The following is a 16,257-nucleotide window of genomic DNA, read 5'->3' as shown; positions in this document are numbered from 1 at the left end:
CCGAAGCTGACACCTTGCCGGAGCACCCAATTGACCAACTACGTGCTCGACATCCAATTCGATCAACAGGGGCTGCAAACCATTGCGGGCGCCGGAATGTCGGTTGCGCTCCTTCAACCCGAAACGCATGCCACCTACCAGATCGTGGCGCTTCTGAGCACCGCGACGAACAACATGCAGATCGCCTGGACGGAGGCGCTGTCGGTCTATACGTCCGGCCACGGCCTGGGAGCCTACTCCGTTCTGACGATCAACTCCTTCGCCGCCGCGATCTCCGGCCAGACATTCACCTATGATGGCAGCCTTATCAAAGCCACCGGCAACACGACCTTGCCGCAAACGGTGCAGTTGACCAACAAGTCAGGAGCAACCACGGTCTCCGGGCTCGCACGAAGCTTCAAGGTCAACGGAATTTCCCAGGCCCTGGCGATAACCTCCGCCTCCTCGATCCTCAACAACGGACTGGGAAGCTTCACGATCAACAATCAGGTCCTTCTCACCGTCCTGAGCGGTGCCCAGGTCGGGATGGCGGTGCCGAACCAGGTCCTGCCCAATCTTTCGGTTGCCAGCAAAAGAAGCCGGTCCTTCTCACAGATTTCGGGACAGCCGCCGCTTCTCCTGGATTTCAGCGTCACTACCTCGCAGACCGTCCATTTCGACGATCAGTCCGCACAGTTCCAGACCGGGCCGCTGACCTGAATCGTCAGTTACGGCCTGGGAAGCGGCGACTTGAAATGCTTGGAGAGCTTGAGCCCCTGCGCCTGATAGTTGGAGGCGAGGCTTTCCCCGTAAAGCCGCTGCGGAAGCGTCAGCATGCGCTCGTAGACCAGGCGTCCGACGATCTGCCCATGCTCGAGAATGAAGGGAACTTCGTGCGAGCGGACTTCGAGGACTGCGCGGCTTCCCGTGCCGCCCACGCCCGCATGACCGAAACCGGGATCGAAGAAACCGGCGTAATGAACGCGGAATTCGCCCACCAGAGGATCGAACGGCGTCATCTCGGCAGCATGCATGGGCGGGACATGCACCGCCTCGCGCGACACGAGAATATAGAATTCGTCGGGATCGAGCACGAGATCGGCGGAACCGCGATTGTAGATCGGTTCCCAGAAATCATCGATGTCGTACTCGGCCTTGCGGTCGACATTGACGACGGCGGTGTGATGCTTCCCGCGATATCCGACAAGGCTGCCCTTGCCGCTGCCCTCGAGATCGATCGACAGTGCGATGCCGCCGCCGGAGACATTCGGGTTGTCGGCAGCGATCAGGGTCTCGCTCTTGTGAAGCGCGCGCAGCTCCTCCTCGCCGAGCTGGCTCGTGCCCTGACGGAACCGGATCTGCGAAAGCCGGGAGCCGGTCCTGACCACGATCGGGAAAGTCCGCGGACTGATCTCCAGCCACAGCGGCCCCTCGTAACCGAGCGGAATCTGGTCGAACTCCTGGCCATGATCGGTGAGCACGCGAGTGAAGATGTCGAGGCGCCCGGTCGAACTCTTCGGATTGGTCGAGGCGGAGACCGTCTCCGGTAGTTTCAGACTTTCGAGAAGCGGCACCATGTAAACGCAGCCGGTTTCCAGAACCGCGCCTTCGCTCAATTCGAACTCGTGGAGCTTGAGGCGGTCGAGCTTGTCCTTCACCGTATGGCCAGGGCCCGGCAGGAAACTGGCACGAACGCGATAGGCCAGAGCGCCGAGCCTCAGGTCGAGGCTCGCGGGCTGGATCTGATCATCGTCGAAGGCTTTGCCGGCACGGATCGCACCGCTCGCGTGAAGCTCGGCAATGGCGCTGTCGGCAAGAATTCCGGTTGTTGGCTGCATATCGTTCTCCGGGACTTGCCTCTTCATGACAATGCCCGGGAATTGACGCAAGCCGGGGAACGGAGTAAAAGCCCGCTTATCCCGTGGTGATTTGGCCGACCGGCTTGCAGCCACGTAAAACAAGTTGCTAAAAGGTCGGGTGTCTGTGTCACCGGCTTTGCAACTTTGCGGGCCGGTTTTTTGTTGGATCAAGACAGACAATGACGAACACACGCAAATTGAGAGCCGCCACCCAGCTCGTTCACGGTGGCATCAACCGCAGCCAGTTCGGCGAGACCTCGGAAGCCCTCTTCCTGACGCAGGGCTTCGTCTATGACAGCTCGGAAGCCGCAGAAGCACGCTTCAAGGGCGAGGAACCCGGCTTCATCTATTCCCGCTACGCCAACCCGACCACGGACATGTTCGAAAAGCGCATGTGCATGCTCGAAGGCGCGGAAGATGCGCGGGCGACGGCCTCGGGCATGGCGGCGGTCACCGCAGCCCTTCTCTGCCAGCTCAGGGCCGGCGATCACGTCGTCTCCGCGCGCGCCCTGTTCGGCTCGTGCCGCTGGGTCGTCGAGCAGTTGATGCCGAAATACGGGATCGAGACAAGCTTCGTGGACGGTCGTGACCTCTCCGCCTGGGAGAAGGCCGTGCGCCCGAATACCAAGGTTTTCTTCCTCGAAAGCCCGACCAACCCGACGCTGGAAGTGGTCGATATCGCAGCCGTCGCGCGGCTGGCCGATCAGGCCGGCGCCAAGCTCGTGGTCGACAATGTCTTCGCCACGCCGATCCTGCAGAAACCGCTGGAACTCGGCGCTCACGTGGTCGCCTATTCAGCCACCAAGCACATCGATGGCCAGGGACGCTGCCTGGGCGGCGTGGTATTGTCCGACAAGGACTGGATCGACGAGCACCTGCACGACTATTTCCGCCACACCGGACCGGGCATGTCGCCCTTCAACGCGTGGGTTCTCATGAAGGGTCTCGAAACGCTGCCGCTGCGCGTCGGCCAACAGACCGCGAGCGCCGGCAAGATCGCCGACTTCCTCGCCGATCGTCAGGAGGTCGCCCGCGTCATCTATCCGGGGCGCGACGACCACCCGCAGGCCGAGATCTGCAAGAAGCAGATGGCCGGCGGATCGACCATGGTCGCCTTCGAGTTCAAGGGCGGAAAGGATGCAGCCTTCCGTTTCCAGAACGCGCTGGAGATCATCCGCATTTCCAACAATCTCGGCGATGCGAAGAGCCTGATCACGCATCCGGCGACCACCACGCACAAGAACCTCACCGACGAGGCTCGCGCGGAACTCTCCATCGGTGACGGTCTCGTCCGCATGTCGCTCGGCATCGAAGACGTCCAGGACCTGATCGAGGACATCGACAACGCCTTGTCAGCCATCTGAGCGGTCCGGACCGAAGGCCCGGCGCGCGAGAACCAGTCGCGAGGCCGCCGTGTAGAAACAGATCACCGCGAAAATGGTCGCGGTGATCGCAAATCCCGCAGGCCAGAGGCAGAAGACGGCGAATGCCAGATAGGTTTCCGTCGCCTCGGCGAGGCCGGTGGTGAAATGGATCGACTTCGCCCCGCGCTGCTGCGTCGTCTCTCCGCGCTTCTCAGCTATGATCGCGTAGGCGAGAAAGCTTGCACCGTTCACATAGAACGAGAGCAGCAGCAGTCCGCCCGCGATCCCATTGGCCACCGGGTCGAGCAGGATGAAGGCCAGAGGGATGATGCCGTAGAAGGCGAAATCCAGCACGATATCGATCAGCCCGCCGAAATCGCTCGGGCCTGACTGGCGCGCCACCGCGCCATCGAGACCGTCACCCAGACGGCTGAGGAGAAGAAGGCCAAGCCCCCACAGGGTGTGGCCGGAGGCGATTGCGGCTGCGGCAGCCAGACCGACGGCAAATGCCGCATAGGTGACACCATTCGCCGTCACGCCCATGGCGGCCAGACGCCTGGCGGTTGCGACAAGAAGCGGATCCATCCGTCTTTTCAATTGTCCATCAAGCATGCGGGTCTCTGTAAATTGGCCATGATCTACCGATAGCGTTATTCATGTTCACTCGCGATTCAACTTCTCGCGCCCTAAACGCTCAGAATGCTTGCTTCCGATGGTTTCGCCCGTTACGTCAGTCATTTAGTAAATGCGGCCTTCACTTTACCGGAGACGATCATGTACCGCGCGCTCACCCGCGGCATCGAGGTTACAGTCGAGCCCTACTATCTCGAAGAACAGTCTGATCCGGACGAGAACCGTCACGTGTGGGGCTACCGTATCGTGATCGCCAATTATTCCTCGACCGGCGTGCAGTTGCGCAGCCGCTACTGGAAGATCACCGACGAGAACGGCGTTGTTGATGAAGTGCGCGGCGATGGCGTCGTCGGCGAGCAGCCGATCCTGGGTCCGGGCGATACTTATGAATATTCATCGGGCTGCCCGCTCGATGCGCCGTCAGGGGTGATGGTGGGCACCTACCAGATGCAGAGCGACGACGGCGAACTCTTCGACGTCGACATCCCGGCCTTCTCGCTCGACATGCCGGGATTGATCCGAACGCTGAACTGAAGTCGCCGCACCCAAAAGCCAAGGGGAGCCGAAGCTCCCCTGGCCAGTAGTGCCCCTCGCAGGACAGCGGACACCTCTTTCGAGGCACCGTAAGATCAGATCACTCTACCCCGAATTCCTTCGGATCGAAAAGGTAGGCCGTCGAGCAGAACTCGCAGACGATCGAGATGTGCCCGTCCTGGATTGAATCCTGAATCTCCTCGGCCGTGAAGCCGGTCAGCACATCGGCGAGCTTTTCGCGCGAGCAGGAGCACTTGTCCGCCACCTGCGAAGGCGAAAAGACGCGTACGCCGTGCTCGTTGAATAGACGGAAAAGCAGTCGCTCCGAGCCGACTTCGGGATCGGTCAGTTCGTCGGCCTCGATGGTCTCCGCGAGCGCCCGGGCTTCCGTCCAGGCATCGTCCTCGCCGCGCTCCGGCATATCGGCATCATCCGGCACGTCGCCACCCGGAAGATCGGGCTGGCGCATGCGCTCCGGCGCTTCGGGCAGAAACTGGATGACGACGCCGCCAGCGCGCCAGGTCTTGGTCTTGTGACCTTCGGCGTTCGGACGGTAGAGCTCGGCAACGGCCATCTTCAGCGTGGTCGGGATCTGCTCGGACTGGCGGAAATAGGTTTCGGCCATCTCCGACAGAGAGCTGCCGTCCATTTCGACAATGCCCTGATAGCGCTGCATCATCGACCCCTGGTCGATGGTAAAGGCGAGGATTCCCTTGCCGAGAAGATCCTGCGGCGAGGTCTGCCTGGCGTCGATCGCCGCCTGCAGCCGCTCCTCGTCGAAGCGCGCATAGGCGCGCACGTCACCCGGCGTCTTGAAGTCGGCGACGATGAAGTCGATCGGGCCGTCACCCTTGGTCTGGGCGATCAGCTTGCCCTCGAACTTGAGCGAGGTGCCGAGCAGAACCGTCAGCGTGATGAGTTCCGCGAGCAGGCGCGCGACCGGCTCCGGGTAATCGTGGCGCCCAAGAACCGTATCGAGCAGCGGGCCGAGCTGGACGGCACGGCCGCGCACGTCGAGACCTTCCACTGCGAATGGAACCACGTGATCGTCACCGGCGAAACCGATGTCGCCGAGGTTGAGATTAGTATCCGTCATTTTGATCCGTTCCGGTCTCAGAGAGCGCCGAGACACCAGCGCAAGACCGCCTTCTGGGCGTGAAGCCTGTTTTCCGCCTCATCAAACACCACCGACTGCGGTCCGTCGATGACCTCGTCGGTTACCTCTTCACCGCGATGCGCGGGCAGGCAGTGCATGAAAAGCGCATTGTCGTTCGCCTTGGCCATCAGCTCGCCATTGACCTGGTAGGGCTGGAAGACATTGTGGCCGCGGGCACGATGCTCCTGGTTCATCGAGATCCAGGTATCGGTGATGACGCAATCGGCACCGCTGACCGCTTCCGCCGGGTCGCGCAGCATGTCGATCTCGGCCCCCTCGCCGCGTGCCCAGTCTATGAAGCTCTGGGTCGGCTCGGAACCTTCCGGCACCGCGATCCTCATGCGATAGCCGAAACGGCCAGCACCCTCGATCAGCGAATGCAGCACATTGTTGCCGTCGCCGGTCCAGGCCAGGGTCTTGCCCTTCACCGGTCCGCGATGCTCCTCGAAGGTGAGGATGTCGGCCATGATCTGGCACGGATGGGTGTCGTCGGTAAGCGCGTTGATGACCGGCACGGTGGCGTGTTCGGCCAGTTCGAGAAGACGCTCATGCTCCATGGTGCGGATCATGATCGCATCGACATAGCGCGAAAGAACGCGTGCGGTATCGGCAATCGTCTCCGCCCGGCCGAGCTGCATTTCGGTACCCGAGAGGAAGAGGGTCTCGCCGCCGAGCTGGCGCATGCCGACATCGAAGGAGACGCGGGTTCGCGTCGAAGGCTTCTCGAAGATCATCGCCAGCATCTTGCCGGCCAGCGGCTTTTCGCTGACCGGGCCCTGCTTGGCCGATTTCGCGGCATCGATCATCGCGCGGAGATCGGTCGCCTCCACGGCGGAAAGATCGAGGAAATGCTTCGGGGTCTTGGCGTCGCTCATTTCGAACCTGTTCTGACTTTCAATTCCGACCGGAAGGGCTCAGCCCCTGGTCAGTTTTTCGAGGCCTGCCTCCATCCGCTTCAACCCTTCACGCGCCTCATCGGCGGTCAGGTTAAGCGGAGGCAGCAGCCGCACCACATTGTCGCCCGCCGGTACGGTGAGCAGATTTTCGGCACGAAAGGCCTGAACGACCTCCATATTGGACTTCGCGCACTTGATTCCAAGCATCAGCCCCTTGCCGCGTACATCCTCGATCAGATCGGGGAAGCGGTCCTTGAGGGAAACAAGCCCCTGGGACAGCGCATTGGCGACATCGCCGAGATGGTCGAGGAACCCGTCTTCGAGGATCACGTCGAGGACGGCATTGCCCACGGCCATGGCAAGCGGGTTGCCGCCATAGGTGGTGCCGTGGGTGCCGGCCGTCATCCCGTCGGCGGCCGATGCGGTCGCCAGGCAGACGCCGAAGGGGAAGCCCGCGCCGATACCCTTGGCCACGGCCATGATGTCGGGCGTGATACCCGCCCATTCATGGGCGAACAGACGGCCGGTCCGGCCGACGCCCGACTGAACTTCGTCGAGGATCAGGAGCGCACCCTTGTCGTCGCAGATCTTGCGGATCTTGCGCAGCACTTCGGGATCGATCGGACGGATACCACCCTCGCCCTGCACCGGTTCGATGAGCACGCCTGCCGTCTTGTCGGTCACTGCGGCTTCCAGCGCGTCGAGATCACCGAAAGGCACCTGATCGAAACCGGGAGCCTTGGGGCCGAAGCCCTCGAGATATTTCGCCTGGCCGCCCGCGGCGATCGTCGCCAGCGTCCTGCCATGGAAGGCGCCCTCCATGGTCACGATGCCGATCCGCTCAGGCTCGCCATTGATATAGAAATGGCGACGCGCGGTCTTGATCGCGCATTCGAGCGCCTCGGCGCCGGAGTTGGTGAAGAAGGCCTTGTCGGCGAAGGTCACCTCGACGAGACGCGCGGCAAGGCGCTCCTGGCCGGGGATCTCGTAGAGGTTCGACAGGTGCCACAGCTTCTCGGCCTGCCCCGTGAGGGCGTCAACGAGATGCGGATGGGAATGGCCGAGCGAGCTCACGGCGATGCCGGCGCCGAAATCGAGATATCGTTCGCCCTTGTCGGTGATCAGCCACACGCCTTCCCCACGCTCGAAGCGCAGCGGTACCCGATTATAGGTTTCATAAAGCGGTGCGGCAGATGCCATTTCCGGGCTCCCGAATTGCGATGTCCCGACCGCCGTTCCGCCGGCCCGCCAGGGGACGCCGGGCAAGTGCCGGGACATGATGCCAAAAACTAAAACGCCGCCCCTTGGGGCGGCCCGCGCGCACTATTTACAACTCGCCCTTCAAAGTCAATGCAGCCCTTGATTTCAGGGGGATTCTGGCGCAGCCGGGGATTGGGGCCGCGGTTTCGTCACAGTGGCTCGATACCAAGCGCCAGATGACGGAAACTCCCTAAGTTGGGGAAAACCGGAAAAACGAATCACAGCGATTCCCGCGACTCTTGTCACCGAGTCAAGCGAACACTAGGTTAAGGTCATGCACTAGGAAGTCGGGGCGGACACTAGTCATCTTAACAGTATCGGCGTCTTTCAGGCTGCGGGTAATCCGTGGCAGCGATGAAGGATTCTGACGGTCAAAAATCCGGATGAACGGAGCTACAGAACGATGAACTGGACGGATGAAAGAGTCGAAATGCTCAAGAAGCTTTGGGCGGATGGACTCAGCGCGAGCCAGATTGCTGCACAACTGGGCGGCGTCAGCCGCAATGCGGTGATCGGCAAGGTGCACCGCCTCAACCTGCCCGGCCGCGCCAAGAGCGGCGGCCAGACGAAGGTCCGCACCAAGCGGCCGGCTCCCAACGCGCCGCGCTCGTCGGCCTTCACGGCACGTGCAGCGAGCCATTCCCACACCACGCGCTCGATCAGCCGCTCCTCGGCTGCAACCGCGCTCAAGGCCGATGTGGACGCAGTCGCCTATCAGCATATCGACACCCGCCCGGCCGAGGATGTCGTGGTGCCGATCTCGCGCAAGCTGGAACTGGTGCAGCTCACCGAGCGCACCTGCAAGTGGCCGATCGGCGATCCGCTGCAGGAAGACTTCCACTTCTGCGGCAATGATTCCGGGGAGTCCAACCCCTATTGCAACTACCATTCACGTCTCGCATTCCAACCCTCCCAGGACCGCCGCCGCAAAGGCTGAGTTTGGAGTACGGCACGCGCGACGACCACGCGGCAACTGCCCGGCGCCATCAGGCCCCGGGCATTTTTTTGCGCCATATCGGGAGTGGGAAAAGGGCTCAGCCCTCGATCGAGTATCCTGCACCGCGCACGGTGCGGACGATGTCGCGCATATTGGCGAGGTTGAGCGCCTTGCGCAGACGGCCGACATGGACATCGACGGTACGCTCGTCGACATAGACGTCGTGGCCCCAGACCCCATCGAGAAGCTGCGAACGGGAATAGACCCGGCTCGGCGCGCTCATGAGGAATTCGAGCAGACGGAATTCGGTCGGGCCGAGCTTGATGTCGCGACCACGACGACGCACCCGGTGGGTTTCGCGGTCGAGTTCGACATCACCGACCTTGAGGACCGTGGAAATCGTCTCGGGCCGCGCCCGTCGCAGCATGGCGCGAACGCGGGCGAGGAGCTCGGGCGTCGAGAACGGCTTGACGACATAGTCATCCGCCCCGGTCGAAAGCCCGCGAATGCGCTCGCTTTCCTCGCCGCGCGCCGTCAGCATGATGATCGGGAGCCGCTCGGTCTCTTCACGAAGGCGAAGCCGGCGGCACAGTTCGATGCCGGAAATGCCCGGCAGCATCCAGTCGAGCAGCAACAGATCCGGAACCCGCTCGCGCAGGCGGATCTCCGCCTCGTCGCCGCGCAAGATCGTATCCACCTCGTAGCCTTCCGCCTCGAGGTTGTAGCGCAGGAGAACGCTGAGCGCCTCCTCGTCTTCCACCACTGTGATCCGCGGTGCCATTGCCATCAGCTCAACTCCATGCCGTCCCGCTCAGCCGTCCCGGATCATTCAGCCGGGTCAGCGACTACGCTGGCGCTTTCGTCGTCCTTGGGACGCTCCACCGTCATCTGCTGGCCGGTTGCCACATAGAAGACCGTTTCGGCGATGTTGGTGGCATGGTCGCCGATGCGCTCGATATTCTTGGCGCAGAACAGGAGATGGGTACAGGCCGAGATGTTGCGCGGATCTTCCATCATGTAGGTGAGAAGCTCGCGGAAAAGCGAGGTGTAGATCGCGTCGATCTCCTCGTCGCGCTCGCGGATGGAATTGGCCTGTTCGGCCGAGTGCGAGGAAAAGGCATCGAGCACTTCCTTGAGCTGCGTCAGGGCCAGCTCTGAGAGATGCTCGAGGCCGCGCACCAGTTTCTTCGGCTGCGCCATCGTGTGGATCGAGATCACTCGCTTCGCGATGTTCTTGCCGAGATCGCCGACGCGCTCGAGATCCGAGGCGATGCGGATCGACCCGATGATCTCGCGCAGATCGGAGGCCATGGGCTGGCGCTTGGCGATGACTAGGACCGCCTTCTCGTAGATTTCACGCTCGCCCTGGTCGAGCAGAAGGTCTTCCGAGATCACGCGCTGGGCCAGCGCGGTATCGGCATTGATCAGCGCGGTGAGCGCGTCTGCGACCATGCCTTCGGCGATGCCGCCCATTTCGGAAAGCCGGCGCGAAAGCCAGCGCAGTTCGTCGTCATAGGCCGTTACGGTATGAGGTTCAGACATTGTTGCGATCCTTCAAATTCAGGCGGCGGCGCGAGGTCATCCGTCAGCCGAAGCGGCCGGTGATGTAATCCTGGGTGCGCGGATCGTCCGGATTGGTGAAAATCTTGTCGGTGTCGCCCTCTTCGACGAGGACGCCGAGGTGGAACATGGCGGTCCGCTGCGAGACGCGGGCAGCCTGCTGCATCGAGTGCGTCACGATGACGATCGTGTAATTCTCGCGCAGTTCGTGGATCAGTTCCTCGACGGTCGCGGTCGCGATCGGGTCGAGCGCCGAGCAGGGCTCATCCATGAGGATGACCTCGGGGCTGACGGCGATGGCGCGCGCAATGCACAGGCGCTGCTGCTGACCACCGGACAGACCGGTGCCCGGCTCGTGCAGGCGGTCCTTGACCTCGTTGAACAGGCCGGCGCGGACCAGGCTCTTTTCGACGACCTCGTCCATGTCTGCCTTGTTGCGAACCAGACCGTGGATACGCGGGCCGTAGACGACGTTCTCGTAGATCGACTTCGGGAACGGGTTGGGCTTCTGGAAGACCATCCCGACGCGCGCGCGCAGCTCCACAACGTCGATCGCCGGATCGTAGATATCCTCTCCGTCGAGCGTGATATCACCGGTGACACGGCAGGTATCGATGGTGTCGTTCATGCGATTGAGCGAACGCAGGAAGGTCGACTTGCCGCACCCCGAGGGGCCGATCAGCGCCGTCACCGCGTTTTCGCGAATGTTCAGGTTTACATCAAACAGCGCCTGCTTGGGGCCGTAGAATACGCAGACATCCTTGCCGCGCATCTTGATGACGGGCTCGTCGGCGGGCGCATTGACCGCCTTTTCCGTTGCCGCATCCGACATCATGTTCATCCTCGTCTTCCTTATCCTGTACACGCGGGATCTGCCGTTGCGGATTACCAACGCCGCTCGAATTTGCGGCGCAGAATAATGGCCGCGATGTTCATGGCTGCAAGAAACAGCAGCAGAATGATGATAGCGCCGGATGTCCGTTCCACGAAGGCCCGTTCCGCCTCGTTGGCCCACATGAATATCTGGACCGGAAGCGCGGTCGCCGGGTCCATCGGGGTCGCGGGATAGTCGACCACGAAGGCGACCATGCCGATCAGGAGCAGCGGTGCGGTCTCGCCGAGCGCCTGCGCCAGGCCGATGATGGTGCCTGTGAGGATACCGGGAGCCGCCAGCGGCAGAACGTGGTGGAACACCATCTGCATCTTCGAGGCGCCGATACCGAGAGCGGCGGACCGGATGGACGGCGGCACGGCCTTCAGTGCAGCACGCGTCGCGATGATGATCGTCGGCAGCGTCATCAGGGTCAGAACCAGACCGCCCACGAGCGAAGCCGAACGCGGCAGCCCCATGAAGTTGATGAAGACCGCGAGACCCAGAAGGCCGAAGACGATCGACGGCACGGCGGCGAGGTTGTTGATATTGACCTCGATGACATCGGTCCAGCGGTTCTTCGGCGCGAATTCCTCGAGATAGATCGAGGCCGCGACGCCGATCGGAAGCGCAAGCACCAGAACGATCGCCATCATGTAGAACGAACCGATGATCGCCACGCCCATGCCGGCCGTCTCGGCGCGCGACGACGCGCCATTGACGAAGATGCCGGTATTGAACTGCTTCTGCATGATGCCGTCGTCGACGAGCTGGTTGATCCAGGCGACTTCCTGGTCCGACACCTGACGGCGTTCTTCCGGCACCTTGAGATCGATATGGCCCTTGAGGGTGGAATCGACCAGACCGTTGGCCGTCATCGTCACCGGTATCGTCTTGCCGATCACATCGGGATTTTCCATCACGTAGTTGCGCAGCTCGACGCGCGAACTGTCGGAGACGAGACCGCCCACGGCCTTGACCGCCTTCTTGTCGTCCGGGTCGACGCCCAGCGCCTGGACCAGCGCATTGCGGGCCAGCAGCGGGTAATTTGCCATCAGCAGGACATTGGGATCCTCGGCACGCTTGTCCTTCGGATCGATGACGCTCTGGGCGAACTCCACCGGCACCGTGATCATGGTCTGCTGGAACGCGCCGACGCCCTTGGAAACGACCGTCCAGAGCAGGATGGCGAGAAACAGGATACCGAGAAAGATAGCGGCCTGGCCATAGAAGCGGAACCGGCGTTCGGCTGCATAGCGCTTCTTGAGCCCGATGTCGCGGCGCCTCGGGGAGGCGGCATCGATCGGGGTCGCGGAAATCGTCGCGTCGGTCATTCGTACTGCTCCCGGTATTTACGCACCACATACAAGGCGTAGATGTTAAGTCCCAGCGTCAGCACGAAGAGCGTGATGCCCAGGGCAAAGGCCACGAGCGTCTGCGGCGAGTTGAACTCGAGGTCGCCGGTCAGCTGGCTGACGATCTTCACCGTCACCGTGGTCATGGGTTCGAAGGGATTGATGGTCAGACGCGCAGCCACACCCGCGGCAAGCACCACGATCATGGTTTCGCCGATGGCGCGGGACGCGGTCAGCAGAAGTGCGCCGACGATACCGGGCAGTGCTGCCGGCAGGATGACCCGCTTGATGGTTTCCGAGCGCGTCGCGCCGAGGCCCAGCGAACCGTCACGCATGGCCCGCGGCACCGCCGTGATGATGTCGTCGGACAGCGAGGAGACGAAGGGGATGAGCATGATGCCCATCACCGCGCCCGCCGTCAGCACGCTCTGCGCCTGGATGAAGCTCGACGCGTCGCCGGTAAAGATGCCGGAGATCTGCGCCGAGAGGTCGCGCAGGAAGGGACCGACGGTCACGACGGCGAAGAAGCCGTAAACGATGGTGGGGATACCGGCGAGCACTTCAAGAAGCGGCTTGGCGACCGAGCGCAGCTTGGGGCCGGCATATTCGGCCATGTAGACGGCAGCGAAGAGACCGATCGGCACGGCGACCAGCATGGCGACGAGCGCGATGTAGAGCGTGCCGGCAAGCAGCGGCAGCAGCCCGAACTGGCCGGCGGATTCGGTGGCGCCCGCTGCCGCGAAGCGCGGATCCCAGACGGTACCGAAGAAGAATTCGAGCGGCGGGACGGAGGCAAAGAAACGTCCGGTCTCGCGGATCATCGACAGCACGATGCCGATCGTCGTCAGGATGGCGATGGAGGAGGCGAGGATCAGCAGGCCGAGGACGACGCCTTCGACGCGGTTGCGTGCCTTCACCCGCGCTCCGAGCTGGGTCCAGGCCCAGCCGCCGCAGACAAGCGCGGCAAGGATGACGACAATCGAGCGCCAGAACGTACTGGTCTGCTCAAGCCCGTTGTAGCGGAAGGCGGCCGTCACCATCGGGTCGCTGGCGTCGGTCGCGATCGCCACGCCCTTGGCGGCGAGAAGCGGACGCGCGGCATCGATGCCGTTGGCGGCCTGCTTGAGCTCCTCCGCATTCAGCAAGGTGAGACCGCGGGAAATCGAGGACACGATGCCCATGGTCAGGCCCTCGCGGGCGGCGCTGTCGCCGAGCACTTCCTGGCTGATCGACGATTTGACGACGTTGCCGATGACGACCTGGCTGGAAATCGCCCAGACGGCGAGAACGAGGAGAGCCGGCAGCACGGTGGCGATCGCCATGTGCATGCCGTGATATCCTGGCCGGGAGTGATAGGAGACGCTGCTGTCGGTCTCGAGTCCGCTGACGCGGCTGCGGGCCAGAACGTAGCCGACAACACCCAGCACGCAGACGATGGTGACGAGCAGGAAGATACTCATGGGCTGAAAACTCCCCGGGCGGGAAACAGGACCTGCAGAAAAATCCGGCGCGCAAGAGCCGCGCGCCGGATCATGTCAAAAACCGATCAGAGGGCTTCGCCGGCTTCGAAGGACGAACGCTGAGCTTCGCGCTCTTCTTCCGGAGCGGAGACCAGGCCGTATTCGGCGAGCGGGGAGTCCGGGCCGACCATCTGGTCGGACAGGAAGAACTCGACATATTCCTTCAGGCCCGGGATGACACCGATATGCGCCATCTTGACGTAGAACTGAAGCGGACGCGACACCGGATACTCGCCCGAAGCGATGGTTTCGGTCGACGGGGTGACGCCGGAGATGGTGGCGACCTTCAGCTTGTCGGTGTTGTTTTCGTAGAAGGCGAGGCCGAAGACGCCCATGCCGGTCTTGTTGGCATCGATGCGGGCGAGCGTTTCGGTGTAGTCGCCGTCGATGTCGACTGCGGCGCCATCCTTGCGGACAGCCATGCAATCCTTCTCGGCAGCCTTCTCGTCCATGCCGCCTGCGACGCGGGCTTCCATGTCGCCGGTGGCTTCACAGCCGGCAGCGAGAACCTTCTCTTCGAAGACTTCGCGGGTACCGTGCTTTTCGCCCGGGATGTAGGCGGCGATATCCCAGTCCGGGAAGTTCTCGTTGACTTCCGACCACTTCTTGTAGGGGTTATCGACCAGCGCGCCGTCCACGACGACCTTGGCGGCCAGACCCTTGTAGACGTCGGCCGGCTCGAGAGTGAAATCCGGGCCGTTGATGTCGGAGGCGAAGACGATGCCGTCATAGCCGATGACGACTTCGTGGATGTCGGTCACGCCGGCAGCCTTGCAGGCCTCGACTTCCGAATCCTTGATCTTGCGCGATGCGTTGGCAATGTCGATCGTGCCTTCGCCGACGCCCTTGCAGAATTCCTTCAGGCCGGCCGAGGAACCGCCGGATTCGACAACCGGGGTCTTGAAGTTCGGGAAGGTCTCGCCGAAGGTTTCGGCAACGATCTTGGCGTAGGGCAGAACGGTCGAGGAACCTGCGACCTGGATCTGGTCGCGAGCGGAGGCCGCGCCAGCGAAAGCGGCGGACGCCACGAGGGCGGCAGCGGCGAGTTTGAGTACGTTCATCAGAAATCTCCCGTAGTGGGCTTGGGGTTCAGGCTCGTCGGTGAGCCCTGTTCAACCGCTTGACGGCTTGCCCTTTCTAGGCGCCGGCAGATTCCTTTTTATGACATTTACAATACTGTTTTGTGACATATCAAACCATTGATAAATATCACATTTTTTTCGGACATGATCGTTATCCGAGATTTGGCGCGGGGAATCTGACACCGAATGTCGATCCCTGCCCCGGTTCCGAGGTCACCACGAGCCGGGCGCGGTGGCGCGTGAGGATGTGCTTGACGATCGCCAGCCCCAGCCCGGTGCCTTTCTTGGCCCGGCTCGAATCCACATCCACCCGGTAGAAGCGCTCGGTCAGGCGCGGTACGTGCTGGCGCTCGATGCCGGGGCCGTAGTCACGGACGGTCGCCACGATCGCGCCGCCCTCCTCCATCTTGACCGCGACATCGACCTTCCGGCCGCTCTGGCCGTATTTGCAGGCGTTTTCGATGAGGTTCTCCATCACCTGGATCAGCTCGTCGCGGTCGCCGGTTACGATCGCCGGCGCATCGGGGACCTGCAGGGAGATCTCGACGCCGAGCTCGCCGGCCATCGGGGTGAGCGCATCGATGACATGGCGGCAGATCGCACCGACATCGACCTCGCCGGAGGGCGCCACATGGGCGCGCATCTCGAGACGCGAGAGCGACAGGAGATCGTCGATCAGGCGCGACATGCGCGAGGCTTGGTCGAGCATGATGCCGAGAAACCGCTCCTGCGCCTTCAGATCGTTGCGCGCCGGCCCCTGAATGGTCTCGATGAAGCCCACCAGCGAGGCAAGAGGTGTGCGCATCTCGTGGCTGGCGTTGGCCACGAAGTCGGTGCGCATCCGGTCCATGCGGCGGGCTTCGGTCAGGTCGCGGAAGCTCAGGATGTAGAGCCCTTCGCCGCCCACCGCGGCGGTTCGCACCTCGAACCAGCGCTCGGAGGGCACACGCTCGGCATATTCGGTCGTGCGCGTACGCCCGTCACCGATCACCTGCGCGACGACATCGAGGATCTGCGGCGAGCGGATGCGGCCCGACAGGATGGCACGCTCGGAAAATGCACCGAACTGGGTGACGGCGGCGGGGTTCGCATAAACCACGCTCATTTCGCCGTCTATGACGATGATCGGGATGTCGAGGGCTGAGAGGACCGCATAGCCCTTGCGCACCGCGTCGGAGATTTCCAGTGCATCAAGCGGCATGTCTGACGTTCCTCCCTGAGCGCCGGAAAATGGCGGCGCTTGAAATCAAT

Annotated in this window: 16 protein-coding genes and 1 riboswitch; of the genes, 4 read left to right on the top strand and 12 right to left on the bottom strand. The window is 62.6% G+C overall.

All coding sequences use genetic code 11. The features are described from left to right. Positions 1-30 precede the first annotated feature (30 nt). The gene (locus tag E2A64_RS03410) at positions 31-699 is read left to right on the top strand and encodes a hypothetical protein (RefSeq protein WP_133283016.1); all 669 of its coding nucleotides are present in this window, start codon (positions 31-33) and stop codon (positions 697-699) included. Between the two features lie 8 nt (positions 700-707). Here E2A64_RS03410 and E2A64_RS03405 read toward each other — a convergent pair whose 3' ends face one another. Then, the gene (locus E2A64_RS03405; RefSeq protein ID WP_133283015.1) at positions 708-1,817 is read right to left on the bottom strand and encodes a 2'-deoxycytidine 5'-triphosphate deaminase; all 1,110 of its coding nucleotides are present in this window, start codon (positions 1,815-1,817) and stop codon (positions 708-710) included. Between the two features lie 73 nt (positions 1,818-1,890). Beyond that, positions 1,891-1,968, top strand: a riboswitch (SAM riboswitch). 49 nt (positions 1,969-2,017) lie between these two features. On the opposite strand from E2A64_RS03405, the gene E2A64_RS03400 reads away from it, so the two are divergent. After that, positions 2,018-3,202 carry an O-succinylhomoserine sulfhydrylase gene (locus E2A64_RS03400; protein WP_133283014.1) on the top strand — a complete coding sequence of 395 codons (1,185 nt, stop codon included), beginning with the start codon at positions 2,018-2,020 and terminating at the stop codon, positions 3,200-3,202. On the opposite strand, the gene E2A64_RS03395 is transcribed toward E2A64_RS03400, so the two are convergent. After that, positions 3,191-3,814 (bottom strand): CDP-alcohol phosphatidyltransferase family protein, encoded by a 624-nt coding sequence (locus E2A64_RS03395; protein ID WP_133283013.1) that lies wholly within the window; start codon positions 3,812-3,814, stop codon positions 3,191-3,193. The two genes, E2A64_RS03400 and E2A64_RS03395, sit on opposite strands and share 12 nt — an antisense overlap. A 162-nt stretch (positions 3,815-3,976) precedes the next feature. On the opposite strand from E2A64_RS03395, the gene apaG reads away from it, so the two are divergent. Then, positions 3,977-4,369 (top strand): Co2+/Mg2+ efflux protein ApaG, encoded by a 393-nt coding sequence (gene apaG, locus E2A64_RS03390; RefSeq protein ID WP_133283012.1) that lies wholly within the window; start codon positions 3,977-3,979, stop codon positions 4,367-4,369. Positions 4,370-4,469: 100 nt separating this feature from the next. Here apaG and E2A64_RS03385 read toward each other — a convergent pair whose 3' ends face one another. The 3 genes from E2A64_RS03385 to E2A64_RS03375 are packed head-to-tail and all read right to left on the bottom strand — an operon-like array spanning position 4,470 to position 7,621. Beyond that, on the bottom strand, positions 4,470-5,465 hold the full coding sequence (locus E2A64_RS03385) for an Hsp33 family molecular chaperone (RefSeq protein WP_133283011.1): 996 nt from the start codon (positions 5,463-5,465) through the stop codon (positions 4,470-4,472). Between the two features lie 17 nt (positions 5,466-5,482). Further along, a complete protein-coding gene (gene argF, locus E2A64_RS03380) occupies positions 5,483-6,400 on the bottom strand; it encodes an ornithine carbamoyltransferase (protein WP_133283010.1) in 918 nt (305 codons plus the stop codon). A 39-nt stretch (positions 6,401-6,439) separates the two neighbouring features. Next, on the bottom strand, positions 6,440-7,621 hold the full coding sequence (locus E2A64_RS03375; RefSeq protein ID WP_133283009.1) for an aspartate aminotransferase family protein: 1,182 nt from the start codon (positions 7,619-7,621) through the stop codon (positions 6,440-6,442). A 463-nt stretch (positions 7,622-8,084) separates the two neighbouring features. On the opposite strand from E2A64_RS03375, the gene E2A64_RS03370 reads away from it, so the two are divergent. Continuing rightward, complete coding sequence (locus E2A64_RS03370) at positions 8,085-8,618, top strand: GcrA family cell cycle regulator (RefSeq protein WP_133283008.1); 534 nt, start codon at positions 8,085-8,087, stop codon at positions 8,616-8,618. 97 nt (positions 8,619-8,715) lie between these two features. On the opposite strand, the gene phoB is transcribed toward E2A64_RS03370, so the two are convergent. The 7 genes from phoB to E2A64_RS03335 form a co-directional block, all read right to left on the bottom strand. Continuing rightward, entirely contained in the window at positions 8,716-9,399 is a 684-nt protein-coding gene (gene phoB, locus E2A64_RS03365) for a phosphate regulon transcriptional regulator PhoB (RefSeq protein WP_133284239.1), read from the bottom strand. Positions 9,400-9,443: 44 nt separating this feature from the next. Continuing rightward, a complete protein-coding gene (gene phoU / locus E2A64_RS03360) occupies positions 9,444-10,160 on the bottom strand; it encodes a phosphate signaling complex protein PhoU (protein ID WP_133283007.1) in 717 nt (238 codons plus the stop codon). 43 nt (positions 10,161-10,203) lie between these two features. Next, positions 10,204-11,019, bottom strand: coding sequence for a phosphate ABC transporter ATP-binding protein PstB (pstB, locus tag E2A64_RS03355; RefSeq protein ID WP_133283006.1), 816 nt, complete (start codon positions 11,017-11,019; stop codon positions 10,204-10,206). A 44-nt stretch (positions 11,020-11,063) separates the two neighbouring features. Continuing rightward, on the bottom strand, positions 11,064-12,383 hold the full coding sequence (pstA, locus tag E2A64_RS03350) for a phosphate ABC transporter permease PstA (protein ID WP_133283005.1): 1,320 nt from the start codon (positions 12,381-12,383) through the stop codon (positions 11,064-11,066). Continuing rightward, positions 12,380-13,864, bottom strand: a complete 1,485-nt coding sequence (gene pstC / locus E2A64_RS03345) for a phosphate ABC transporter permease subunit PstC (protein WP_133283004.1) — start codon at positions 13,862-13,864, stop codon at positions 12,380-12,382. Before pstC ends, pstA begins: the two co-directional genes overlap by 4 nt. A gap of 86 nt (positions 13,865-13,950) precedes the next feature. Continuing rightward, on the bottom strand, positions 13,951-14,985 hold the full coding sequence (locus E2A64_RS03340; protein ID WP_133283003.1) for a substrate-binding domain-containing protein: 1,035 nt from the start codon (positions 14,983-14,985) through the stop codon (positions 13,951-13,953). A gap of 172 nt (positions 14,986-15,157) precedes the next feature. Beyond that, entirely contained in the window at positions 15,158-16,207 is a 1,050-nt protein-coding gene (locus E2A64_RS03335) for an ATP-binding protein (protein ID WP_133283002.1), read from the bottom strand. Between the last annotated feature and the right edge of the window lie 50 nt (positions 16,208-16,257).

This window comes from Pseudohoeflea suaedae (assembly GCF_004354915.1).
Taxonomy (GTDB): Bacteria; Pseudomonadota; Alphaproteobacteria; order Rhizobiales; family Rhizobiaceae; genus Pseudohoeflea; species Pseudohoeflea suaedae.
This window is presented reverse-complemented; position numbering and strand designations above follow the sequence as displayed.